Annotated in this window: 23 protein-coding genes; 16 read left to right on the forward strand and 7 right to left on the reverse strand. The window is 65.8% G+C overall.

Going from position 1 to position 23,825, the window contains the following annotated elements:
* Positions 1-29: 29 nt before the first annotated feature.
* A complete protein-coding gene (locus tag KSS90_RS04620; RefSeq protein WP_217869737.1) occupies positions 30-332 on the reverse strand; it encodes a DUF3565 domain-containing protein in 303 nt (100 codons plus the stop codon).
* Here KSS90_RS04620 and KSS90_RS04625 point away from each other — a divergent pair.
* Entirely contained in the window at positions 331-816 is a 486-nt protein-coding gene (locus KSS90_RS04625; RefSeq protein ID WP_023630340.1) for an FKBP-type peptidyl-prolyl cis-trans isomerase, read from the forward strand. The two genes, KSS90_RS04620 and KSS90_RS04625, sit on opposite strands and share 2 nt — an antisense overlap.
* A gap of 145 nt (positions 817-961) precedes the next feature.
* A complete protein-coding gene (locus KSS90_RS04630) occupies positions 962-1,444 on the forward strand; it encodes a glutathione peroxidase (RefSeq protein WP_102682126.1) in 483 nt (160 codons plus the stop codon).
* 135 nt (positions 1,445-1,579) lie between these two features.
* Here the strand turns inward: KSS90_RS04630 and fecA are convergent, their stop codons facing one another.
* The 3 genes from fecA to KSS90_RS04645 all read right to left on the reverse strand — a co-directional run bounded on the left by fecA (position 1,580) and on the right by KSS90_RS04645 (position 5,469).
* Positions 1,580-3,889: a TonB-dependent Fe(3+) dicitrate receptor FecA gene (gene fecA / locus KSS90_RS04635; RefSeq protein ID WP_217868390.1), complete on the reverse strand. Its 2,310-nt coding sequence runs from the start codon at positions 3,887-3,889 to the stop codon at positions 1,580-1,582.
* Between the two features lie 111 nt (positions 3,890-4,000).
* Complete coding sequence (locus KSS90_RS04640) at positions 4,001-4,927, reverse strand: FecR domain-containing protein (protein ID WP_217868391.1); 927 nt, start codon at positions 4,925-4,927, stop codon at positions 4,001-4,003.
* Entirely contained in the window at positions 4,924-5,469 is a 546-nt protein-coding gene (locus KSS90_RS04645; protein WP_225933134.1) for a sigma-70 family RNA polymerase sigma factor, read from the reverse strand. The genes KSS90_RS04640 and KSS90_RS04645 overlap by 4 nt, the downstream gene beginning before the upstream one ends.
* A 126-nt stretch (positions 5,470-5,595) precedes the next feature.
* On the opposite strand from KSS90_RS04645, the gene KSS90_RS04650 reads away from it, so the two are divergent.
* The 6 genes from KSS90_RS04650 (at position 5,596) to KSS90_RS04675 (ending at position 11,829) form a co-directional block, all read left to right on the forward strand.
* Positions 5,596-5,901 (forward strand): DUF3649 domain-containing protein, encoded by a 306-nt coding sequence (locus KSS90_RS04650; protein WP_217868392.1) that lies wholly within the window; start codon positions 5,596-5,598, stop codon positions 5,899-5,901.
* Entirely contained in the window at positions 5,898-7,460 is a 1,563-nt protein-coding gene (locus KSS90_RS04655; RefSeq protein WP_217868393.1) for a PepSY-associated TM helix domain-containing protein, read from the forward strand. Before KSS90_RS04650 ends, KSS90_RS04655 begins: the two co-directional genes overlap by 4 nt.
* Positions 7,460-7,786, forward strand: coding sequence for a DUF3325 domain-containing protein (locus KSS90_RS04660; RefSeq protein WP_046854208.1), 327 nt, complete (start codon positions 7,460-7,462; stop codon positions 7,784-7,786). Before KSS90_RS04655 ends, KSS90_RS04660 begins: the two co-directional genes overlap by 1 nt.
* Before the next feature lie 4 nt (positions 7,787-7,790).
* On the forward strand, positions 7,791-8,342 hold the full coding sequence (locus tag KSS90_RS04665) for an RNA polymerase sigma factor (protein WP_217868394.1): 552 nt from the start codon (positions 7,791-7,793) through the stop codon (positions 8,340-8,342).
* On the forward strand, positions 8,339-9,310 hold the full coding sequence (locus tag KSS90_RS04670) for a FecR family protein (RefSeq protein WP_217868395.1): 972 nt from the start codon (positions 8,339-8,341) through the stop codon (positions 9,308-9,310). The genes KSS90_RS04665 and KSS90_RS04670 overlap by 4 nt, the downstream gene beginning before the upstream one ends.
* A gap of 116 nt (positions 9,311-9,426) precedes the next feature.
* Positions 9,427-11,829, forward strand: a complete 2,403-nt coding sequence (locus KSS90_RS04675; RefSeq protein ID WP_217868396.1) for a TonB-dependent siderophore receptor — start codon at positions 9,427-9,429, stop codon at positions 11,827-11,829.
* A 28-nt stretch (positions 11,830-11,857) separates the two neighbouring features.
* Here the strand turns inward: KSS90_RS04675 and KSS90_RS04680 are convergent, their stop codons facing one another.
* Entirely contained in the window at positions 11,858-12,733 is an 876-nt protein-coding gene (locus tag KSS90_RS04680; RefSeq protein WP_217868397.1) for a helix-turn-helix domain-containing protein, read from the reverse strand.
* A gap of 251 nt (positions 12,734-12,984) precedes the next feature.
* Here KSS90_RS04680 and KSS90_RS04685 point away from each other — a divergent pair, with 251 nt between their 5' ends.
* The 4 genes from KSS90_RS04685 (at position 12,985) to KSS90_RS04700 (ending at position 16,788) form a co-directional block, all read left to right on the forward strand.
* The gene (locus tag KSS90_RS04685; RefSeq protein ID WP_217868398.1) at positions 12,985-13,884 is read left to right on the forward strand and encodes a DMT family transporter; all 900 of its coding nucleotides are present in this window, start codon (positions 12,985-12,987) and stop codon (positions 13,882-13,884) included.
* Positions 13,885-14,030: 146 nt separating this feature from the next.
* Entirely contained in the window at positions 14,031-15,488 is a 1,458-nt protein-coding gene (locus KSS90_RS04690; protein WP_217868399.1) for a glucosyltransferase domain-containing protein, read from the forward strand.
* Complete coding sequence (locus KSS90_RS04695) at positions 15,485-15,853, forward strand: GtrA family protein (protein WP_217868400.1); 369 nt, start codon at positions 15,485-15,487, stop codon at positions 15,851-15,853. The genes KSS90_RS04690 and KSS90_RS04695 overlap by 4 nt, the downstream gene beginning before the upstream one ends.
* Positions 15,850-16,788: a glycosyltransferase family 2 protein gene (locus KSS90_RS04700; RefSeq protein WP_217868401.1), complete on the forward strand. Its 939-nt coding sequence runs from the start codon at positions 15,850-15,852 to the stop codon at positions 16,786-16,788. The genes KSS90_RS04695 and KSS90_RS04700 overlap by 4 nt, the downstream gene beginning before the upstream one ends.
* Before the next feature lie 47 nt (positions 16,789-16,835).
* Here KSS90_RS04700 and KSS90_RS04705 read toward each other — a convergent pair whose 3' ends face one another.
* Together KSS90_RS04705 and KSS90_RS04710 are read right to left on the reverse strand one after the other, a co-directional pair.
* Positions 16,836-17,810 carry a 2-hydroxyacid dehydrogenase gene (locus KSS90_RS04705; RefSeq protein WP_217868402.1) on the reverse strand — a complete coding sequence of 325 codons (975 nt, stop codon included), beginning with the start codon at positions 17,808-17,810 and terminating at the stop codon, positions 16,836-16,838.
* 85 nt (positions 17,811-17,895) lie between these two features.
* The gene (locus KSS90_RS04710) at positions 17,896-18,843 is read right to left on the reverse strand and encodes a LysR family transcriptional regulator (RefSeq protein WP_217868403.1); all 948 of its coding nucleotides are present in this window, start codon (positions 18,841-18,843) and stop codon (positions 17,896-17,898) included.
* A gap of 180 nt (positions 18,844-19,023) precedes the next feature.
* On the opposite strand from KSS90_RS04710, the gene KSS90_RS04715 reads away from it, so the two are divergent.
* From KSS90_RS04715 to KSS90_RS04730, 4 genes are read left to right on the forward strand one after another with little or no spacing between them, the layout of a single operon-like run.
* On the forward strand, positions 19,024-20,550 hold the full coding sequence (locus KSS90_RS04715) for an efflux transporter outer membrane subunit (RefSeq protein ID WP_217868404.1): 1,527 nt from the start codon (positions 19,024-19,026) through the stop codon (positions 20,548-20,550).
* Positions 20,547-22,724 (forward strand): FUSC family protein, encoded by a 2,178-nt coding sequence (locus KSS90_RS04720; protein ID WP_217868405.1) that lies wholly within the window; start codon positions 20,547-20,549, stop codon positions 22,722-22,724. Before KSS90_RS04715 ends, KSS90_RS04720 begins: the two co-directional genes overlap by 4 nt.
* Positions 22,725-22,728: 4 nt before the next feature.
* Positions 22,729-22,929 (forward strand): DUF1656 domain-containing protein, encoded by a 201-nt coding sequence (locus tag KSS90_RS04725; protein ID WP_008097766.1) that lies wholly within the window; start codon positions 22,729-22,731, stop codon positions 22,927-22,929.
* Positions 22,930-22,939: 10 nt separating this feature from the next.
* Entirely contained in the window at positions 22,940-23,800 is an 861-nt protein-coding gene (locus KSS90_RS04730) for an efflux RND transporter periplasmic adaptor subunit (RefSeq protein WP_217868406.1), read from the forward strand.
* Positions 23,801-23,825 lie beyond the last annotated feature (25 nt).

Here is a 23,825-nt window from a genome sequence, read left to right on the forward strand (position 1 = left end):
TGCTTCTCGGAATAAGCGGTGCAAGGAATTCAGCGGCCAAGGGTAGCGCTAACGGCACCCTGAGCGCACCAGCCACAGGCGAATGCCTGGCCGATGCGCCGGGCGCGCTCGTCGGCGTCGAGCACCCAGGGTCGGGCCTGCCACGGTGGTTGGTGGCGCAGATGCTGGGTGTGGCCGCAGGACAGCTCGACCACCCAGTGCCGCTCTTCGTCGAGGTGAAAGCCCGTGATCCGACTGATGGGCTGCTGTTGGTCCGCGCCGGGTTCGCAATCGGCCGATGCGTTGGTTACACTTGTTCGTTCTATATTCTTTTGCAAAAGGTCTTGCCCCATGCTGATCGCCGCCAACAAGGCTGTCTCCATCGACTATACCCTCACCAACGACGCTGGTGAGGTCATCGACAGCTCCGCCGGTGGTGCGCCGCTGGTCTACCTGCACGGTGCCGGCAACATCATCCCGGGCCTGGAAAAAGCCCTGGAAGGCAAGCAGGCCGGTGACGAACTGACCGTTGCCATCGAACCCGAAGAAGCCTACGGCGAATACTCCGCCGAGCTGGTCAGCACCCTGAGCAGCAAGATGTTCGAAGGCGTCGACCAACTGGAAGTCGGCATGCAGTTCCACGCCTCGGCGCCGGACGGCCAGATGCAGATCGTCACCATCCGCGACATCGACGGCGACGACGTGACTGTCGACGGCAACCACCCGCTGGCTGGCCAGCGCCTGAACTTCAAGGTCAAGGTTGTCGACGTGCGTGACGCCAGCGAAGAAGAAATCGCTCACCGTCACATCCACGGTGAAGGTGGCCATCACCACTGATTTTCTGCGCTAAGCTCAGAGAGTCGCCAGGCGCTCGGGCAAGCCGGACTTGCCCTCCTCGGGAGGGTGGACGGTTTGGCCGCGCGCCTTTTTCGTGGGCGGGATTCGCCCCTGCGGCAATCGGAACCTGAGAGGGGATTTCATCATGAGTGCATTTCACGACCTGACGTTGAAGGCGCTGAACGGCGAGGACCTGCCCCTTGCACCGTTCAAGGGCCAGGTGGTGCTGGTGGTCAATGTCGCCTCCAAGTGCGGCCTGACGCCGCAGTACGCTTCGCTGGAAAAGCTGCACCAGCAGTACAAGGGCCAGGGCTTCAACGTGCTCGGCCTGCCGTGCAACCAGTTCGCAGGCCAGGAGCCTGGCAGCGACAAGGAAATCCAGGATTTCTGCAGCCTCAACTACGGCGTGAGCTTCCCGCTGGGGGCCAAGCTCGAGGTCAACGGCGCGCAACGCCATTCGCTGTATCGCCTGCTGGCGGGCGAAGGCGCCGAGTTCCCCGGCGACATCACCTGGAACTTCGAAAAGTTCCTGGTCGGCAAGGATGGCCGGGTTCTGGCACGCTTCGCCCCGCGTACCGCGCCAGACGATCCGACCGTGGTGCAGGCGATTGAGAAAGCGCTGGCCTGATCACGGGCTGCCCAGCGCCGGCTCGCCGGCTTCCACGGAAGGGCGCTTTGCCTGTGGACGGCGCGGTCGGTGTGGGAGCCGGCTTGTCGTGGCGACGAACCGCGGTGAAAGGGCCGCAAGGCGGCCCCGGGCGATCTAGAACGCTACCGACGTCTGCACGTATAGCGTGCGCGGCTCACCCACGTACTTGCCCTTGTTGTTGTCGTCGAACGAGCGGGTGTAGTACTCGCGGTTGAACAGGTTCTTCACCCCCACCGCCACCTTCAGGTTCGAAAGCGCAGGGCCGAAGTCATAGCCGGCGCGGGTGCTGACCAGCATGTAGCCGGGGATGCGCCCGGTGCTGCCGTCGGCACTCTCGCTGCCGGTGTTGGCGTTGTCGGCGTACTGGCTGCTCTGGAAGCTGCTGTCCAGGTTCAACTGCCACGGGCCTTCGGTGTAGCCGATGCCCAGCGTGCCCTTGTGGCGCGACGAGAACGGCACCTGGTTGCCCTTGTTCGGGCCGTCTTCACGAATGGTGGCGTCGACGAAGGCGTAGCCGGCATGCACGTCGAAGCCGGCCAGGGCCGGGCTCAGGCCGTCGAGGGCGTAGCGCACGCTGGTCTCGATGCCCTGGTGGCGGGTTTCGCCACGGGCGATCACCGAATCGTTGGTCTGGTTGCTTTCGTACTGGTTGTCGAAATTGATCAGGAACGCGCCGATCTCTGCCTGCAGGTCGCCATTGTCGTAGCGGGTGCCGACTTCCCAGGTGCGCGCCTTCTCCGGTTTCACCTCGCCACTGCTGACCCGGTTGGGCATCTGGCTGTACTGCACGCTGCCGAACGAGCCTTCGGTGTTGGCGTACAGGTTCCAGTTGTCGGTGAGGTGGTACATCACGTTCAGTGCGGGCAAGGCGGTGTTGTAGCTGCCTTGGTACTGCTGGCCGTTGAGCTTGTTGCTCTGCCGCGAGTCGATCATCTCGTAGCGGATGCCCGGGGTGATGGTCCAGCGGCCGATATCGATACGGTCGTCCAGATAGATGGCGTGGGCTTCGGTGCTGCCGCGGGTGTCGCGGTCGTTGCGGCTGGCGGTGGTCGGCAGGGCGCCGTTGACCGGTTCGCGGTAACGCAGTTCATGGCCGGCTTCGTTGACGTAGCGATAGCCGATGCCCAGTTCGTGCCAGCTTTCGCCCAGGGCCAGGCCCTGCGAGAAACGCGTTTCGATGCCGCGCACCCAGTACTCGCGCGGCGACAGCGAGACGAAGCTGCCCTGGTCCAGGTAGCCGCTGCGCAGGGTCTTGGTGAAGAAGCTGTTGACGCTGAACTGGCGGTCGTCCTGCTTGTAGTCGTAACCGAAGTTGAACAGGGTGCGACGGCCCCAGAACTTGTCCTTCAGGCGCGTCGACTGGTACGGATCGGCGTCGAAGTCCGCCGTGCTGAGGCCGCCGGGCATCTCGGCCTCGCCCTCGTAGTACTGGGCCATGGCGTGCAGGCTGTTGGCTTCGTCCAGTTGCAGCTTGCCCTTGAGCATCAGGTCGTCGATCTGCGTGTCGCTGTGCTCGCGCCAGTCACTGCCACGGGTGCCGGAGTAGAGCAGGGCGCCGCCCAGGCCGCTGGCGTTGGTGCCGCCGATCAGCAGGTTGGCGCTGTTCTTCAGGCCATCCTGGCTGGACGACGGGCTGAGCTGGTTCTGCATCGCCGCCTTGAAGGTGGCCTCTTCGGGAATGGCGCGGGTGACGAAGTTGACGATGCCGCCGACGTTCTGCGGCCCGTAGCGCACCGCGCCGCCGCCGCGCACCACGTCCACGGCGTCCATGTTGCCCAGGCTGATCGGCGCCAGCGACAGCTGCGGCTGGCCGTAGGGGGCGAAGGGCACCGGGATGCCATCCATCAGCACGGTGGAGCGCGAGGCCAGGCGCGGATTGAGGCCGCGGATGCCGAAGTTCAGCGCCAGGTCGTGGCTGCCGGTGCCGTTGTTTTCCGGGGCGTTGACGCCGGGGATGCGGTTGAGCACTTCGCGGGCACTGCTGGCGCCGCTGCGTTCGAATTCATCGCGACGCACCACGTCGCGGGCACCGGGGTGCTCGAAGACGTTGTCCTGGCGGGCCTCGGCCAGCCAATCGCCGACCACGGTCGAGGCGCCCAGTTCGACCGCCGCATTGCCGCCGGTGGCCGGCAGCGGTTGCAGGCTGTAGGCGTTGTCGACCTCCTGACGCGCCTGCAGGCCACTGCCGCGCAGCAGGGCGTCCAGGCCCTGGCCGACCTCGTACTGGCCTTCCAGGCCAGGGCTGTTCAGGCCCTGGGTGAGGCCGGGGCTGAACGAGATCAGCGCACCGCTTTCGCGACCGAACTGGTTCAGGGCCTGTTCCAGTGTGCCGGGCGCGATGTGGTAGTCACGGGGCTCGCCGGCGAGGGCGAACGGGGCGGCGAGGATCAGGGCGTAGGCGAGGGGGCTGAGGCGCAGGGGCATGTGACGGAGGTCCTGTGACAAGGGGTTCTGCCTTCTCTGTCACGCGAGGTTCGGGAAATGGCTCAACGGGTTGGAAAAAAGATCGAGCAGGTTATGTCTGCCGTTTGCTGCTTAGCCGGTTGACGCCGCCTCGAGCGACACCCAGTACCGGGTGAACCGCCGCACCTTCACCGGTAGTGTCACCTCCAGCATTTCCAGGATCCGCTCACTGTCGGCCAGTGGATACGACCCGGAAATCCGCAGGTCGGCGACGCTTTCGCTGCAACCCAGCTGGCCGAGCCGATAACGCCCAAGCTCGGCGAGAAAATCGCTCAGGCGCATCTGCGACACCACCAGCATGCCGTCCACCCAGGCCGCGCGGTTGGGGTCGAGCGGCGCGATGGCCTGCCAGCCGCCCATGGCAAACCGTGCCTGGTGGCCGGCCAGCAGCGGTGTGCCGGCCACGCTGGCGCTGCCGCTGAACACCGAGACCAGGCTGAAACCGTCGAACTGGCGCACATCGAAGCGCCCGCTTTCCAGGCGCAGCTCGCCCTGGGCCGTGGCCAGGCGCAGTGGACGGGGATCGTTTTGCACTTCGAGCAACAACTCGCCCTCCTGCAATCGCACCCGGCGCTGCTGGCCGTCGAAGCGCACATCGGCGGCGCTGCGGGTGTTCAGGTGCAGCTGGCTGCCGTCGTCGAGGGTCAGGCGGCGGCGCTGGCCGACCGGGCTGCGGTAGTCGGCCATCAGCCCGGGCAGTGGATTGTGCTGCTGCAGGCCCAGCCCGGCGGCACTGGCCACGCCGGCCAGCAGCAAGACCTTGAGGGCGCGGCGCCGGGCGGGTGAGGGTGGTGCCTGCAGGGTGGCGTGGACCACTGGCGCGGTCACGCCGCGCAGGCGCTGGTTGACCTGCTGGATATGCGCCCAGGCGCGCTGGTGCTCGCTGTCTGCCTGCAGCCAGTGCTGCAGGGCCTGGTGCTGGTCGAAATCGGCACTCTGCGACTCGATCAGCCAGTGCACCGCCTGTTCGGCGATCTGCGCCGAGAACGTGCCGTTCACAGGGCGAAGTAGCAGCGTAGGGCTGCCTTGTGCAGGTAGCGCTTGACCGTGGCCAGGGAGATGCCCAGCTCACGGGCGATCTCGCCCTGGCCCAGGCCGTCGACCTGGGCCAGCAGGAAGGCGCGCTTGACCAGCGCCGGCAGGCCGTCCAGCAGGCGGTCGAGCTCCAGCAGGGTATCGAAGATAAGGGCTTTGTCTTCCTCGCTCGGTGCCACCTGTTCGGGCACCTGGGCCAGGGCCTCGAGGTAGGCGCGCTCCAGTTCCTGGCGGCGGAAGTGGTTGCACAGCACACGCTTGGCCACGGTGGTGAGGAAGGCACGGGGCTCGATCAGTTGCGGCGCTTCGCGGGCCTGGAGCAAGCGCACGTAGGTGTCCTGTGCCAGGTCGGCGGCGCTTTGCGGGCAACCCAGACGTCGTCGCAGCCAACCGGTCAGCCAGCTGTGGTGGGCGATGTAGAGGCCTTCGACGGTGGAAGAGAGGGCGCTGGGCACCGATGCGACTCCGGCGCACAAGGCGCAACTGGAAGTAAGAATTGTTCGCATTGTATTCATGCCGCCGCTGTTCGGCAATTGCTGCCGACGCAAGGCATGCGACCGTTTGCGCCGGCATGCTTTGCTTATGAGAATTGAAATCATTAGTATTGCAACCCCCATTCCCGGACCCTCGCCATGAAGAGCAAAGCCGCCGGCCTTCCCCTGAGCTACCGCCTGGCCGTGACCTCACGCAGCCTGGCCGCGCTGCTGGGTGGCTACCTGCTGGCGTCGATGGCCAGTGTCTGCATCACCCTGCTGGCGCCGATGACCCAGGCCGACGCGACGATGACCGGGATGATGCTGTCATTCGTCTTCTACCTGATCGCCTTCATCTGGTGCTTCGCCTGCCGCAGCGCCTGGCGCGCCTGGCTGGGCATGCTGCTGCCAAGCATGGTGCTGGGGCTGATCAACGCACTGGCCTACTGGATGAACCTGCCATGAAAGAAGGCTTCCGCCAGGCCATGGCCTGGCTGCACACCTGGACCGGCCTGATCTTCGGCTGGCTGCTGTTCGCCATCTTCCTCACCGGGACGCTGTCGTACTTCAAGGACGAGATCAGCCACTGGACCCAGCCCGAGGTGCAGAGCCATCCGCTGGACCCTGTGACCAGTCTCGGCCTGGCCCAGCGTTACCTCGAAACCAATGCCAGCCATGCCAGCACCTGGTTCATCCGCCTGCCCAGCGAGCGCGAGGCGGCGTTGAGCGTCAGCTGGCGCGATCCGAACGGTGGTGGGCGGCGTGGTTTCACCGACAAGGAGCTCGACGCGCGCACTGGCGAGGCGGTCGAGGCCCGCGACAGCCGGGGCGGCGAGTTCTTCTACCGCTTCCACTTCCAACTGCAGATGCCCCACCCATGGGGGCGCTGGCTGTCGACCTTCTGCGCCTTCATCATGCTATTGGGGCTGGTCACCGGGATCATCACCCACAAGAAGATCTTCAAGGAGTTCTTCACCTTCCGCCCGGGCAAGGGCCAGCGGTCCTGGCTCGACGGCCACAACGCCATCGGTGTGCTGGTGCTGCCGTTCCACCTGATGATCAGCTACAGCAGCCTGGTGATCTTCATGTACATGGTCATGCCGGCCAGCATCCTGGCCAGCTACGGCGACAGCAGCGGCTACTTCAACGATGTGTTCGGCCGCGACGAGGTGCCCGAGGCGGTTGCCCAGGCCGCGCCGCTGGCGCCGTTGACCGAGCTGTATGCCAAGGTCCAGGAACAGGCGCCGGGGGCGCGCATGGGCTACATCCAGGTGCACAACCCCGGTGACCGCAACGCCCGGGTCACCTTCACCCGCGCCTCGGCCGACAGTGTCGCCTACCAGCGCAGCGCCATCTGGACCTTTGATGGCGTCAGTGGCGAGCTGCTGCGCCGCGGCGCGCCGGAAAGCGCGGCGATGACCACCTCGTTCACCTTCGTCGGCCTGCACATGGGCAACTTCGCCGGGCCCTGGCTGCGCTGGCTGTACTTCGCCTTCGGCGTGGCCGGCACCGCGGTGATCGGCACCGGGCTGGTGATGTGGCTGGGCAAGCGCCAGCTCAAGCATGCCAAGAGCGCGCGCATGCCCGGCGAGCTGCGCCTGGTCGAAGTGCTGAACATCGCCAGCATGAGCGGCCTGTTGCTGGGCGTGGCGGCGTTCTTCTGGGCCAATCGCCTGTTGCCGGCAACGTTGGAAGGGCGGGCTGACTGGGAGATCAACGGCTTCTTCCTGGCCTGGGGCGCGTCGTTGCTCCACGCCATGTTGAGGAGCGGGCGCCGCGCCTGGGGCGAACAACTGACGCTGGGCGCGCTGGCGTTCGCCTTGCTGCCGTTGCTCAACGCGCTGACCTACGACAAGGGGCTGGATCACTCCATCGCCGCCGGTGACTGGGCCATGGCCGGTTTCGACCTGACGGCCCTGGCCACCGGCCTGTTCCTGGCCTGGGCCGCCGGCAAGATGCTGCGCGCGCCCAAGCCGGCCACCAAGCGTGTACCACGCGCCGCCAAGACCGTGGAGGCGAGCTGATGCTGGGGGTTGCGCTGATGGGCTTCGCCGGTTTTGCCGGCCTGTGCCTGGCCATGGAAAAACACTTCAACGACCTGCTTGGGCGCAAGCCCACGGGGCGGCAGCTGCGAGCCTTGAAAATCACGGGCTGGGCGTTGCTGCTGCTGTCGTTGATCCTCGCCGTGCATGGGCGCGGCTGGGCCCTGGGCCTGGTGGAGTGGATCGCCGTGCTGATGGCCGGGGTGACCCTGTGGGTGTTCGGCCTGCCCTACCAACCGCGGCTGTTGCTCGGAGCGGCGCTTGCCAGCCTGGTACTCGGGCCGCTGCTGGCCGTGCTGGCGGTCTAGCCCCTTGAGCGACTCCGAGGCCGGCGGCGGGCGGGCACGCTTCCTCCAGGTGTTCCTCGCCCAGCGTGCGCGCATGGAGGCGCTGGTCAGCCGCCGTGTCGGCTGCCGCGCCACGGCGTCGGACCTGGTGCAGGATCTGTTCCTGCGCTTCTGGCGGCGCCCCGAGGTGAAGGTCGAGGCGCTCGATACCTACCTGCTGCGCAGCGCCAGCAACCTGGCCATCGACTACCTGCGCAGCGAAGGCAGCCGCGACCGCGCCGCCGAGGGTTTGCACGAACCCGATGAAACGCATTGTGCCCAGGCGCCCGAGCAGGCCCTGGAGGTCGACCACGACCTGCAACGTATCGAGGCTGCCTTGCGGGCATTGCCCGAACGCACCCGGCAGATCTTCCTGCTCAGCCGCATCCATGGCTGCACCTACGGCGAGATCGCCAAGGCCATGCAGTTGTCCCAGAGCGCAGTGGAAAAGCATATGATGCGCGCCCTCGAAGCGTGCAAGGCGAGTGTCGCCGAACCCGCGTCCCCATTGCGCCGGCCAGGGAGCGCCCGTCGATGAGTGTTGAACCGCCGATCACTGCCGCCCAGTCCCAGGCCGCCCTGCGCTGGCTGGGGCGCATCCAGCAGCAGCCGGCGCAGGCCGAGGGCGCGGCGTTCAAGCGCTGGTTGCTGGAGAGCCCCGCCCACCGCCAGGCCTATGCCGAGGCCCAGGCGCTCTGGCGCCTGAGCGAGGCGCCGGCGGCGCGGCTGGCGGCCGAGGAACACCAAGGTCTGCAAGCGTACCTGGAGGCCATGCGCCGGCCCGAGCGCAAGCGACCGTGGCGCGGCCTGGCGGTGGCGGCGAGCCTGGTCCTGGCGCTGGGATTCGCGGCAGGCTGGCAGCCACAGTTCTGGCTGCAGGACTTGCGCGCCGACTACACCAGCGGGGCGCAGGTGCGCCAGGTGACCCTGGCCGATCGTTCGCAACTGACCCTGGATGCCGGCACTGCCGTGGCAGTGGATTTCACCCAGGGCGAGCGGCGTGTGCGGTTGCTGCGCGGCGCCGCGTTCTTCGAGGTGACCCATACCGGCGAACCGTTCCTGGTGGATGCCCAAGGCGGCGAAGTGCGGGTGCTGGGGACCCAGTTCGAGGTGCGCGGGCAGGGTGACGGCGCGCAGGTCACGGTGCGCAGCGGGCGGGTGGCGGTGACGGCCAGCGCTGGACAGCAAGCCCGCGAACTGACGGCCAATCAGCAGATGGCCTATGCCGCAGGCGTGGCCGGCACGGTCGAGGGAGTGGACAGCGACAGCCGGCTGGCCTGGCGGCAGGGCTGGCTGAACTACTACCAGGTGCCATTGGCACAGGTGATCGAGGACCTGGGACGCTATTACCCCGGGCGAATCCTGTTGCTCGACGACGAGCTGGCGCAGCGTAAGGTCAGTGGCAGTTTCCCAGCAGGGGAGCCGCTGGCCGCGTTGGATTCGCTGGGCAAGGTGATGGGGTTTTCGCGGCAGACGGTTTTGGGGCGGTTGACCGTTCTGCGTTGATCGCGGGGCAGAAAAATATTTCGATCAGGTGATGAGGTACCCCACGCCGGCATCCGTGTAGTGAGTGGAAGTGCGATTCATTCGCATACGATCATCCCGCCCACAGGTCCGCGTCCATGAAGTTCACCCCGCGTTGCGTCTCGCTCTGGTTCGGCCTCTGCAGCTTGTCCGTTATGGCCGTCGTGCCCCATGCCGTGGCCGCCCAGCAGAGCCAGGTCTATGCCTTCGCCCAGCCCAGCCAGCCGCTGGCCCAGGCACTCAACGCCTTCAGCCGTACCACCGGGCAGAGCGTGGTCTATACCCTGACGCTACCGGACCTGCGGGCCCCGGCGCTGAACGGCACCTTCGACGCCGAGCAGGCGCTGCAGCAGCTGCTCGGCAACTCGGGCCTGGCCTGGCGTCGCCTCGACGCGCGCACCCTGACCCTGGAGCCGCTCGACACCTCCGGCGCACTGAACCTGCAGGCCACCACCATCAATTCGCAACTGGACGACTACAGCTACCAGCCGCCGGCCAGCGCCTCGATCATGCGCGGCCAGGGCGCGACCCTGGACATCCCGCAGGCCGTGAACGTGGTCCCGGCCCAGGTGATCCGCGACCAGGCACCGCGCAACCTGGACGATGCCCTGTACAACGTCAGCGGCATCACCCAGGGCAACAACTTCGGCGGTACCGCCGACACCGTGATGAAGCGTGGCTTCGGCGACAACCGCGACGGCTCGATCATGCGCGACGGCATGCCGATCGTGCAGGGCCGCGCGCTCAATGCCAGCACCGAACGGGTCGAAGTGCTCAAGGGCCCGGCCTCGCTGCTCTACGGCATCCAGGACCCGGGTGGGGTGATCAACGTGGTCAGCAAGCGCCCGCAACTTACCCAGTACAACGCCCTGACCCTGCGCGGCTCGACCTACGGCAGCGGCAAGAACGGCAGCGGCGGCGGCCTGGACAGCACGGGTGCGCTGGGGGAGAGCAACCTGGCCTATCGCCTGATCGTCGATCACGAGGATGAAGACTACTGGCGCAACTTCGGCGTGCATCGCGAATCACTGGTGGCGCCGTCGCTGGCCTGGTATGGCGAGGACACCCAGGTGGTGCTGGCCTATGAGCACCGCGAGTTTCGCTATCCGTTCGACCGCGGTACCGCCTTCGGCAGCGACGGCCACCCGCTGAACATACCCGCCACCCGCCGCCTGGACGAGCCGTTCAACGACATGGAGGGCCGCTCCGACCTGTACCGCCTGGAAATCGACCATCAGTTGGATGACGCATGGAAGCTGCACGTCGGCTACAGCTTCAACCGCGAGACCTACGATGCCAGCCAGGTGCGCGTGACCGGCGTGGATGAAAGCAAGAGTACGCTGTCGCGCAGTATCGACGGCACCCGGGGCGCACTGAGCCGCGACCAGTTCGCCACCTTCAGCCTCAACGGCAGCGTCGAGCTGGCCGGCATGCGCCACGACCTGGTGCTGGGTGCCGATCACGAGGACCGCAAGGTCTATCGCGCCGACCTGATCCGCCAGAACAGCCGCTCGACCTTCAGCTACCTGAACCCGGTCTATGGCCGCGAAGTGGAAGGCACCAGCGTGCGCGCCAGCGACAGCGACCAGACCGACAAGCTGCGCACCGATTCGCTGTTCCTGCAGGACGCCTGGCACCTGGACGAGCACTGGATCCTGGTGGCCGGCGGGCGTTTCCAGCAGTACGACCAGTACGCCGGCCGCGGCCGACCGTTCAACGTCAACACCGACACCAGCGACCAGACCTGGGTGCCCCATGCGGGCGTGGTCTACAAGGTCGATGACCAGCTGTCGTTCTATGCCAGCTACAGCGAGTCGTTCAAGCCCAACTCGACCATCGCCCCGCTGAGCATCGGCGGTGGCCGTACCCTGACCCTGGACTCTGGGGTCGCGCCGGAGGAGGGCAAGTCGTGGGAGCTGGGGGCCAAGCTCGACGTGCCGGGCGCGGTGACCGGTACCTTGGCGCTGTTCGACATCACCAAGCGCAACGTGCTGGTGGCCGATGGCGATACCCAGCCGGGGACCATTCTCTACAGCAACGCGGGGGAAGTCCGCTCACGGGGTGTCGAGCTGGACCTGACCGGCCAGCTCAGCGAGCGCTGGAGCCTGATCGGCGCCTATGCCTTCACTGACGCCGAGGTCACCAAGGACCCGCAGCTCAAGGGCAATCGCCTGCAAAACGTCGCCCGCCACAGTGGCTCGCTTTCGGCGGTATACGACTACGGCAGCCTGTTCGGCGGTGATCGCCTGCGCCTGGGGGCCGGTGCGCGCTATGTGGGTGAGCGTGCGGGCAACGCGACAAACGACTTCGACTTGCCGGCCTACACCGTGGCCGATGCCTTTGCCAGCTACGAAACCAAGCTGGACGAGCACAAGGTGCGCCTGCAGTTGAACGTGAAGAACCTGTTCGACAAGGTGTACTACAGCTCGGCGGTGAACCGTTACTTCGTCGCGGTGGGGGATGCGCGGCAAGTCAGCCTGTCGAGCACTCTGGAGTTCTGATCAGCGGGGCCGCAATGCGGCCCCAGGATCAACTGGCGAATGCCGCCCGATACGCCCCCGGCGTCGCTCCCAATGCCTGGCGAAACCGGTTGCTGAAGTGACTGGCACTGGCAAACCCGCACAGCAGCGCCACTTCGCCCAGGGGCAGGGTGCCCATGCGCAGCAAGCGACACGCCCTTTGCAGCCGCCGGGCCAGCAGGTACTGATGCGGCGGCAGGCCGAAGCTCGCCCGGAACATCCGCGCGAAGTGGTACTCGGACAGGTTGCAGCGCAGTGCCAGCTCCCCCAGCGTCAGCGGCTGGTCGAGGTTGGCCTCGATATAGTCCACCAGTTGCCGACGCTGGTGCGGTGCCAGCCCGCCCTTGAGTTTCAGCCCCTGGCGCAGGCCGACCTGGTTGAGCACGGCATGGTCGATTATGTCGTGGGCCAGGCTGCTGGCCAGCAGGCGTTCGCCGGGTTCGGCCCAGTCCAGGCCGATCAGCTCGCGGAAACGCCGGGCCTGCTGAGGATCGTCGAGGAAGGTCGCTTCGCGCAGTTGCATTTCCCGGGGCTCGCGGTCCAGCAGGCGGGTGCAGCCGAGGGCGAACTGTTCCTCGCTGATGTACAAGTGGGCCAGACGGATCGTGCCGTTGATCACCCAGTTCGACTCGTGGCCGGCGGGCATCACGCACAGCTTGTCCGGCGCGCCGCGATCGCCAGGGCGCTGGCGGCGGAAGGTGCCGGTACCGTCGGCGATGTAGCAGGACAGCGTGTGATGGCTGGGCGCCTGGTAGTCGCGGGCATCGTCGCGGTTGCTCCACAAGGCCGCCGCCAGGCCGTCGCCCAGGTGCGCGCTCAGCTCCAGCCGGGCGTGGGGCGAGGCGTTGAGGGCGTTGAAGACCTGCAGGTGATCGAGTGGGGGCATGGGCGACTCCTCTGCCGGCCATCGTACTGCGGTGCGGGCGGGAAGGCAGCTGGTGGAAGAGGAAAAGCGCAAGTTTATGCAAGCGCCGGACTCAGGGCGCGGTAAAGACTCGTAGTCCTGGCGAGGGCGGCGCCCTCGATCGCTGGCAAGCCAGCTCCCACAAGGTGAAGGCATGTGCTGTTCCTGTGGGAGCTGGCTTGCCAGCGATGGGCCGCAAAGCGGCCCCAAGTCGACTGTCTGGAGGAATGCCTGTGAATCTGTCGCTCTACCTGCTCACCGTCCTGATCTGGGGCACCACCTGGATCGCCTTGAAACTGCAACTGGGCGAGGTCGCCATCCCGGTGTCGATCGTCTACCGCTTCGCCCTGGCCGGGTTGATCCTGTTCGCCTTCCTGCTGCTCACCCGCCGCCTGCAGCCGATGAACCGGCGCGGCCACCTGGTGTGCCTGGCCCAGGGCCTGTGCCTGTTCTGCGTCAACTTCATGTGCTTCCTCACCGCCAGCCAGTGGGTAGCTACCGGCTTGATCGCCGTGGTGTTCTCCACCGCCACCTTGTGGAACGCGATCAATGCGCGGTTGTTCTTCGGCCAACGGATTGCCGCCAACGTGTTGGCCGGCGGCGCCCTGGGCCTGCTCGGCCTGGGCTTGCTGTTCTGGCCGGAGCTTTCGCACCACACCGCCAGCCGCGAGACCTTGTACGGGCTGGGGCTGGGCCTGCTCGGCACGTTGTGTTTCTCGGCGGGCAACATGCTCTCCAGCGTGCAACAGAAGGCCGGGCTCAAGCCAATGACCACCAATGCCTGGGGCATGCTGTATGGCGCCTCGATGCTGGCGGTGTACTGCCTGGCCAGGGGCATTCCGTTCGACATGGAGTGGAACGCCCGCTACATCGGCTCGCTGCTGTACCTGGTGATACCGGGCTCGGTGATCGCCTTCACCGCCTACCTGACGTTGGTCGGGCGCATGGGGCCGGAGCGGGCCGCGTACTGCACGGTGCTGTTCCCGCTGGTGGCGCTGAACGTGTCGGCGTTTGCAGAAGGCTATGAGTGGACTGCACCAGCCCTGCTGGGACTGGTCGCGGTGATGGCGGGGAATGTGCTGGTGTTTCGCAAGCCGTCGCAACGTACGCAGAGTGCCCTGGCCAGAAGCTAGTCCGGCACAGCTGATATTTTTAGCAGGTGCGGCCAGCCAGCGGGTGACTAGACTAGCCCAGGGGCGACAGACTGGGGAGCGCAATGGCCGTTTCGGCAATCTTGGATCATCGACTGTCTCGCAGGGATGCTTGGCTGTTGTGTCTCATGGCGATCGGGCTGCACGTCTTGCCCCTGGTGCTGGCAGACCTGGCCTACATCGACGATGTCTGGCGATCTCAATTGGCGGGGCAGTTGCAAGACCCGGGTGATTCCTGGACGGGTCAGGGCCGGGTGTTGGCTGACGTGCTGCATGGCGGGCTGGGGTTCGGCAAGGCGACGCCGAACCTTTACCCACTGCCGTTGCTGCTGGCAATGGTGGTGGCCGCCAAGGCATTGGCGGATTTGGCATTCCACTACTTCGAGGCACCCACAGGTACGGCACTGCTGGTGGTCTTGCCCCTTTGGTACAACCCCTTCTTCCTGCAGAACCTGTCCTACCAGTACGACGGGGCCGTGATGGCGCTGGCCCTTGCCGCGAGTGTCATGGCCATCACGCAAGGGGCACGGCACCGGTGGGGCACAGGCCTGGCGATGGTGCTGATTGCGGCGGCGGCCAGCCTTTATCAGGTCAGTGTCAATGTCTTCGCGGGGTTGTGCTGCATCGAAGTCATTCGTCAGGTCGCCGCGCATGCACCCCTGAAGCAGGTGGTACGGCAGTTGGCGCAGCGTATGGTTCAGTTGCTGGGGGGCGTCCTGCTGTACTTGGTCACGGGATATCGACTCATTGATGTTCCTCGCACGGCGCTGCTCCCCCTGGACCACGCATGGCCGGGAACCCTGGCGCGTCGCCTGCAGATGGCCTTCGAGCATGTGGGGTTGTTGGCAACGGCCGGCACGGCCTGGCTGTTCCTCATGCTCGGCGGCCTGGCTGGCGCGACGTTGGTGCTGTGCTCCTGTCAGGTGCTACGCAGTGCGCGCCCGGTGATGTCGAGGGTGGCGCTGTTGACGTTGATTTGGTTCTCTGTCGTGGCGCTTGTGCTACTGGTGCCGGGCATGTCGCTGCTGTTCGACTATTACAACCAAGGCGCGCGATTGTTGATGGGGCTGGGGCCCGCCATGGTGCTGGTGATGTTGCTGGCACATGAGCGGCTTGCTGGCCTGCATGCACGACTGGCCTGGGTCACGGCCATCCCCCTGGTGTTCATGCTGTCTTTTTCTTATGCCTATGGGCGGCTGCTGGTGGCGCAAAAGGAAGTGGAGCGGGTGATGACCTTCAGTATCGCGCAAGCCATCCAGTCCAACCCCGCGTTGTATGGCGCCAAGCGTTTCTACATCCTTGGCCATGACAGCCGTCAAGTGTGGTTGCCCGCCGGCAGTGGTTCGTTTCAGGCCATGCCGGCCTTGAGGTATGTGTTCGCCATCGGTTACCAGGTGCTTCCCGAAATGATGCCGAGAGTGGGCATGACGACTTTCGGCAGCCACCCGCCCCTGCAAAGAGCGCAAGTATTGGTGTCCAGCCCTCAGCCCCAAGTGGATGGAAAGTTCTTTGCCATTCATCGGATAGACGACGTCGGCTATGTGTTGATGAAGCCGATTCTCGACGCAGAGGCCTTCCATAAATGAGCCTGGTACGTTTCAACCGTTACGCGCTGATTGGCGTCGGCAACACGCTGATCCATTGGCTGACCTTCCTGCTCCTCCACCTGCTTGTGGGCTTGTCGCAAGGGGCGAGCAACCTGCTGGCGTTTCTGTTGGCGGCGAGCGTGTCCTACTTCATGAATGCCCACTACACCTTTGCCGTCAGAGCTCGCACGAGACGTTACCTGATGTTCCTTTCTGGCATGGGTTGCCTGAGCCTGGCTCTGGGTGCGTTTTCTGACTTTGCCCGTCTGTCTCCATGGTTGACCTTGGTGACCTTTTCGATGGTCAGCCTTATTGTCGGGTATGCCTTTTCACACACCGTGGTGTTCAAGAGGAGGGGCCTGTGAACATTACCTTGGTGGTGCCGTTGTTCAACGAACAGGAAACCCTGGAGCGCTTCTACCAGACGGTGCGCAGCGAACCTTCGTTGCAGGATAAGACTGTGGAGATCGTCTTCGTCAACGACGGCAGCACCGACGACACCGAAGCCATCTGCGCCGAGCTGGCGGATAGGGACGAGTGGGTCACGTCGATCACCTTCTCGCGCAACTTCGGCAAGGAGTCGGCGTTGTTCGCGGGGCTGGAGCACGCCGAAGGCGACGCTGTGGTGCCAATCGATGTCGACTTGCAAGACCCCATTGAGGTCGTCGCGCAGATGATCGAGCGCTGGCAGGGCGGCGCCGACGTGGTGCTGGCCAAGCGCCGCAGCCGACTGGCTGATACGCGGTTCAAACGGTGGACGGCGGGGCTCTACTATCGGCTGCACAACGCCATCGCTGCGTTGCCGATTGAAGAGAACGTCGGCGATTTCCGCCTGCTCGACCGCAAGGTGGTCGCTGCCATCCGGCAGATGCCGGAGCAGCAGTTGTTCATGAAGGGCGTGCTGTCGTGGGTGGGGTTTCGTACCGAGATCATCGAGTACGACCGCCAGGAGCGGGCGGCGGGCAATAGCAAGTTTGGCTTCTGGCGCCTGTGGAACCTGGCACTGGACGGTATTACCTCGTTCAGCACGGTGCCGCTGCGGTTATGGACCTACATCGGTGGCGGTGTGTCGTTGTTCGCCCTGCTGTACGCGGCATTTCTGGTGCTGGACAAGCTGCTGTTCGGCAACGACTTGCCGGGGTACCCGTCACTGATGACAGCGATTCTGTTCCTTGGCGGAGTGCAGTTGATCGGGATTGGCATCCTGGGCGAGTACATCGGGCGGATCTACCAGGAAACCAAGCACCGGCCCCGCTATGTTGTACGCAAGGTACTGGGGCGGCGTAGCCAACCCCAGTAGGCCCTATCGTGGGGCAACCCGCTCCCACAAACCCGATGATTGGGCCTTCAGCCTTTCCACACCTGCGGATTCACCAGATCCTGCGGTCGCTCGCCCAGCAATGCCGCGCGCAGGTTGTCGATGGCCCGGTTGGCCATGGCTTCGCGGGTCTCGGCAGTGGCCGAACCGATGTGCGGCAGGGTCAGGGCGTTGGGTAGCTTGAACAGCGGCGAATCGGCCAACGGCTCCTTTTCGTACACGTCCAGGCCGGCACCGCGAATGGTGCCTTCCTGCAGGGCCTCGACCAGTGCCGCTTCGTCGACCACCGGGCCACGGGCGATGTTGACCAGGAACGCGCTGGGCTTCATCAGCTTCAGCTCGCGGGCGCCGATAAGCTTGCGGGTGGCGTCGGACAGCGGCACCACCAGGCAGACGAAATCGGCTTCTGCCAACAGTTCATCCAGGCTGCGCAATTGCGCGCCCAACTCCTGTTCCAGCGCGGCCTTGCGGCTGTTGCCGGTGTACAGCACCTGCATGTTGAAACCGAAACGGCCACGCCGGGCGATGGCCGCGCCGATGTTGCCCAGGCCGACGATGCCCAGTTTCTTGCCATGCACATCGCAGCCGAACTGCGCCGGGCCGACGGTGGCCTGCCAGTGGCCGGCCTTGGTCCAGGCGTCCAGCTCGGCGGTGCGCCGGGCGCAACCCATGATCAGGGCGAAGCCCAGGTCGGCGGTGCTTTCGGTGAGTACGTCGGGGGTGTTGGTCAGGGCGATGCCGCGCTCGTTGAAGTAGTCCAGGTCGTAGTTGTCGTAGCCGACCGAGACGCTGGACACCACCTCCAGCTTGCCCGCGCCTTCGAGCTGCGCCCGGCCCAGCTTGCGCCCGACGCCGATCAGGCCGTGGGCCTCGGGCAGGGCTTCGTTGAACTGGGCGGCGATGTCGCCCAGCTTGGGGTTGGGCACGATCACGTTGAAGTCGTGTTGCAGGCGCTCGGCCATGGCCGGGGTGATGCGGCTGAAGGCCAGGACGGTCTTTTTCATCGGGCTGCTTCTCTGCAAGGCGGGTAGGGGCGGTGTCGTTGCTTAGCAACCTACCATTGTCCCCCGCCCGAATGCACCGGCTTTTTCAGTTGGCGATCAGCAGCTCGTGGGTTTTCAGGTCGGCCTCGTGGGCGGCGAGAATCTCCGGTAGCGAGTTGCGCAGGTACTCGACCCAGGTCTTGATCTTCGCATCCAGGTACTGGCGCGACGGGTAGATCGCATACAGGTTCAGCTCCTGCAGGCGGTACTGCGGCAGGATCCGCACCAGGCTGCCGTCACGCAGGCCATCGATGGCGGTGTAGATCGGCAGCACGCCTACGCCCATGCCGCTGCGAATCGCGGTCTTCATCGCGTCGGCGGAGTTCACCTGGAACGGTGAGGTGGTGATGTTGACCACCTCCTGCCCCTCGGGACCGTCGAACAGCCATTTCTCCAACGGGATCACCGGGCTGACCATGCGCAGGCAGGCATGCTTGAGCAGGTCGGCGGGCTTGTGCGCGAAGCCGTGGCGCGCCACGTAGTCGGGCGCGGCGCAGACGATGCTGTAGGTGATGCCCAGGCGCTGGGAGACGAACCCCGAGTCCGGCAGCTCGCTGGCCAGCACGATCGACACGTCATAGCCCTCGTCGAGCAGGTCGGGCACGCGGTTGGCCATGGTCAGGTCGAAGGTCACGTCCGGGTGCGATTCGCGGTAGCGGGCGATGGCGTCGACCACGAAGTGCTGGCCGACACCGGTCATCGAATGCACCTTCAGCTGCCCGGCGGGGCGGGCATGGGCATCGCTGGCCTCGGCCTCGGCTTCTTCGACATAGGTAAGAATCTGTTCGCAGCGCATCAGGTAGCGCTTGCCGGCCTCGGTCAGCGCGATGCGCCGGGTGGTGCGGTTGAGCAGGCGGGTTTGCAGATGGGCTTCCAGGTTGGAGACCGCCCGCGACACGTTCGCGGTGGTCGTATCCAGTTGCATGGCGGCGGCAGTGAAACTGCCGAGCTGGGCCACACAACTGAAAGCACGCATGTTTTGCAGGGTGTCCATGGGTCACTCTCGGTTTAGAGGACAAAATTGTGACATGAAGTAACGGTATTTCGCTTCCGACTAAAGCCGGATTATCGCTGTTTTGGTAACAAAGATTCGCAGGATTATGCGCTTATCGCCAGTGCGGGCGGCACCTAGAATTGCTCGGCCCCTCCACCTCTTCCTCGGGAAATCGCAGCTGTGCCGCGTCGCCACATCAGAGCGCTCCATGCGCTCAGTGCCTGTGCCCTTTGTCTCACCTTGAGCGGCTGTATCGGAACCTGGGGCATCGCCCCGCAAAGCAAGACACTCCAAGCCAACCAACTGACCACCGACGACGCCATCCGCGAGGCCGCGCGCGATGCCCGCTGGCCGGCCCAGCAATGGTGGCGCGCCTATGGCGACCCACAACTCGACGCCTGGGTCATCCAGGCCCTGGCCGCTAGCCCGAGCCTGGCCATGGCCGCTGCACGGGTGCGCCAAGCCAAGGCCATGGCGGGCGTGATCGAGTCGGCGGAAAAGCTGCAGGCCAACGGCACTGCCACGCTCAAGCGCCACAACTGGCCAGAGGATCAGTTCTACGGCCCCGGCGCGCTGTCCGGCGCCAACACCTGGGACAACAACGCGGCCATTGGCTTGAGCTACGCGCTGGACCTGTGGGGCCGCGAGCGCAATGCCAGCGAGCAGGCCGTAGATCAGGCGCACATGAGCGTCGCCGAGGCGCGCCAGGCCCAGCTGGAACTGCAGAACAACGTGGTGCGTGCCTACATCCAGCTCAGCCTGCATTACGCCCGGCGCGATATCGTGCGGGCCGAGCTTGCGCAGCAGGAGCAGATCGTCGCCCTGGCCAAGCGTCGCCTCGACGCTGGCATCGGTACCCATTTCGAAGTTAGCCAGGCCGAGGCGCCGCTGCCGGAAACCCACCGCCAGATCGACAGCCTCGACGAAGAGATCGCCCTGACCCGCAACCAGCTGGCGGCCCTGGCCGGCAAGGGGCCGGGGGCGGGCGCGACACTGCAACGCCCGACCCTGACCCTCGGCGCGCCGTTGAAACTGCCGTCGAATCTGCCCGCCGAACTGGTCGGCCAGCGTCCCGACGTGGTCGCCAGCCGCTGGCAGGTGGCAGCCCAGGCCCGTGGCATCGACGTGGCCCATGCCGGGTTCTTCCCCAATGTCGATCTGGTCGGCGGCCTCGGCTTCATGGCCACCGGCGGCGGCCCGCTGGAATTTCTCACCGGGCGCAAGTTCAACTACAACGTCGGGCCGGCCATCAGCCTGCCGATCTTCGATGGTGGCCGCCTGCGCTCGCAGCTGGGCGTGGCCTCGGCGGGCTATGACGTGGCCGTGGCGCGCTACAACCAGACGGTGATCGGCGCGTTGAAGAACATCTCCGACCAGTTGATCCGCCGCGAGTCGATGAAGGAGCAGGCGCATTTCGCCGCCGAATCCGTGGCCGCCGCGCAGAAGACCTACGACATCGCCACCGTCGCCTTCCAGCGCGGGCTCACCGATTACCTCGAAGTGCTCAATGCCCAGACCTTGTTGTTCCGCCAGCAGCAGGTGCAGCAGCAGCTGCAGGCCGCGCGCCTGGTAGCCCATGCCGAACTGGTCACCGCCCTGGGCGGCGGGCTGGAGGCGGGCAGGGATGTGCCGGACGAAGAGCGTCAGGCCGCACCGAAAACACCCGCCACCCTGGCCATCTTCGACACGCCGGACCACGCCGAATGAGCACATCGAGCTTGCCCGTGCGCTGGCTGCAGAGCCTGGAATGGCGCCGGGGTTTCTTTGCCTGGGCGCGTACCGACGGCGTCACCTGGGTCTACATCTTCAAAGTCCTGGCCGCCGCCTTCATCACCCTGTGGTTGGCCATGCGCCTGGAGCTGCCGCAGCCGCGCACGGCGATGATCACCGTGTTCATCGTCATGCAGCCGCAGAGCGGCCATGTGTTCGCCAAGAGTTTCTACCGGGTGCTCGGCACCCTGGCCGGCTCGGCGATGATGGTCGCGCTGATCGCGATCTTCCCGCAGAACACCGAGCTGTTCTTGCCCAGCCTGGCCCTGTGGGTCGGCCTGTGCTCGGCGGGCGCGATGCGCTATCGGACCTTCCGCGCCTATGGTTTCGTGCTGGCCGGCTACACCGCGGCGATGATCGGCCTGCCGGTGCTGCAGCACCCCGACCAGGCGTTCATGGCGGCGGTATGGCGGGTGCTGGAGATCGCCCTGGGGATTCTCGTTTCGACCTTCGTCAGCGCCGCGATCCTGCCGCAGTCGGCCAGTGCCGCCATGCGCAACGCCCTGTACCAGCGCTTCGGCGTGTTCGCCGGGGTGGTGGTCGAGGCCCTGCGCGGCGACAGCCAGCGCGACCGTTTCGAGACCAGCAACGTGCGCTTCGTCGCCGAGGCGGTGGGCCTGGAGAGCCTGCGCAACGTCACCGCCTTCGAAGACCCGCACATGCGCCGGCGCTCCGGCCGGCTGGTACGCATGAACAGCGAGTTCATGGCTATCACCACGCGTTTCAACGCCCTGCACCGGTTGCTCGAGCGCCTGCGCGCCCGTGGCCCGCTGCAGATCGTCGGCGCCATCGAACCTGGCCTGCAAACCCTGGCCGAGCTGCTGCAGCCCTACGTCGGTCGGGCGCTGACCGACGCCGACGCCTTGCGCCTGGCCCTGGAGCTGGGCACCTACAAGGAAGGCCTGCAGGCCCAGGTGCGTGGCCTTCGCGCCGAGTATCTGCAGACCAACCCCAGCGAGTCCGACCTGCTCGACTTCCATACCGCCTTCGAGCTGCTGTACCGCTTCGTCGACGAGATGTACAGCTACGCCGAGACCCACGCCTCGCTCGCCATGCACAAGCACGAACGCGAACAGTGGGACGAACCCTACGTGGCCCAGACCAGCTGGCTGGTATCGCTCGCCGCTGGCGTGCGCGCCTCGGCGGTGCTGTTGCTGCTGGGCAGCTACTGGCTGCTCAGCGACTGGCCCAGCGGCGGCATGATGACCCTGATCGCCACAGTCACCGTGGGCCTGTCGGCGGCTTCGCCGAACCCCAAGCGCATGGCATTCCAGATGGCCTGCGGCACGGCGATCGGCGCCTTTGTCGGGTTCTTCGAGACGTTCTTCGTGTTCCCCTGGATCGATGGTTTCCCGCTGCTATGCATGGTGTTGGCGCCGGTGTTCGTGCTCGGTGCGTTCCTCGCCTCGCGCCCGGCCTATGCCGGTTACGGCCTGGGCTTGCTGGTGTTCTTCGCCATCGGTTCGGTGCCGAACAACCTGACGATCTACGACCCCTATACCTTCATCAACGACTACATCGGCATGGTCATCGGCATGTTCGTCTGTGCCGCGGCCGGCGCAATCATCCTGCCGCCCAACAGCCGCTGGTTGTGGAGCCGCCTGGAGCAGGAGCTGCGCGAGCAGGTGCTGTTCGCCATCGGCGGGCGCCTGCGCGGCCTGGGCTCGGCCTTCGAAAGCCGTACCCGCGACCTGCTGCACCAGGCCTACGGCCTGGCCGCCGGCAAGCCGCAGGTGCAGAGCCAGCTGATGGGCTGGATGTTCACCGTGCTGGAGATCGGCCACGCCGTCATCGAGCTGCGCAAGGAGCAAGCCCGCGCCCCCGTGCATCCGGCCTACGCCGAGTCGCAGCCGTGGCGCCAAGCCATCCGCGTCATGGGCCGGGCCCTGGCGCGGCTGTTCCTGCAGCCCAGCACCAGCAACCACGAACGCGCCCTGGTGGCGGTGGACCATGCCATCAGCCGCGTGCAGGCCACCGATGAGCCCTTCGCCCGGCACTTCGACACCTCGGTGCTGCGCCGGGCGCAGAGCTACCTGCACTTCATCCGTTCTTCCCTGCTCGACCCACAGTCGCCGCTGGCCCCGGCGAAAGGACTGCACGATGCTCCGTGAAACCATGCCCCGCGAGATCGCCTTCCATGGCGTGTACATGCCCACCATGACCTTGATGTTCCTGTTCGCCCTGGGCCTGGCCTGGGGCCTGGACCGGTTCATCGCCAGCCATGATGGCTATCGCTTCTTCTGGCACCCGGCGCTGCTGCGCCTGAGCCTGTTCGTCTGCCTGTTCGGCGCCCTGGCGCTGTCGCTCTACTGGTGAGAATCCTGCAATGAAAAAGTTCTTCAGCCTGATCGCCACCCTGCTGGTGCTGACCGCTGCCGTGGTGATCGGCCGCCAGTTGTGGCTGCACTACATGACCACGCCGTGGACCCGCGACGGCCGGGTGCGCGCCGACATCATCAACGTTGCCGCCGATGTGCCGGGCTATGTGGTGGACGTACCGGTCAAGGACAACCAGCGGGTGAAGAAGGGCGACGTGCTGATCCGCATCGACCCGGAGCACTACCAGTTGGCGCTGGAGCAGGCCAAGGCGCTGGTTGCCTCGCGAAAGGCCACCTGGGAAATGCGCAAGGTCAACGCCAGGCGCCGCGCCGACATGGACAACCTGGTGATCTCGAAAGAGAACCGCGACGACGCCAGCAATATCGCCAGCTCCGCCCTGGCCGACTACCAGCATGCCCAGGCCCAGCTGGCCGCCGCCGAACTGAACCTCAAGCGCACGCAGATCGTTGCCACCGTCGATGGCTACGTGACCAACCTGAACATACACAAGGGCGATTACGCCCGCACCGGCGAGGCAGTGATGGCGGTGGTGGATGAGCAGTCGTTCTGGGTGTATGGCTTCTTCGAGGAAACCAAGCTGCCCCACGTCAAGGTAGGGGACGTGGCCGAACTGCAGATGATGAGCGGCGAGCGCATCAAAGGGCATGTGGAGAGCATCGCCCGGGGGATCTATGACCGCGACAACCCGCAAAGCCGCGAGCTGATCGCCGACGTGAACCCGACCTTCAACTGGGTGCGCCTGGCGCAGCGGGTGCCGGTGCGGATCCATATCGATGAAGTGCCGGAAGGGTTCCTGCTGGCGGCGGGGACAACGTGTACCGTGGTGGTCAAGCCGAGCGAGGGCTGATCCAGTCCTCGCGCTGACGCCATCG

Source organism: Pseudomonas maumuensis, from assembly GCF_019139675.1.
In the GTDB taxonomy this organism is placed as follows: Bacteria; Pseudomonadota; Gammaproteobacteria; order Pseudomonadales; family Pseudomonadaceae; genus Aquipseudomonas; species Aquipseudomonas maumuensis.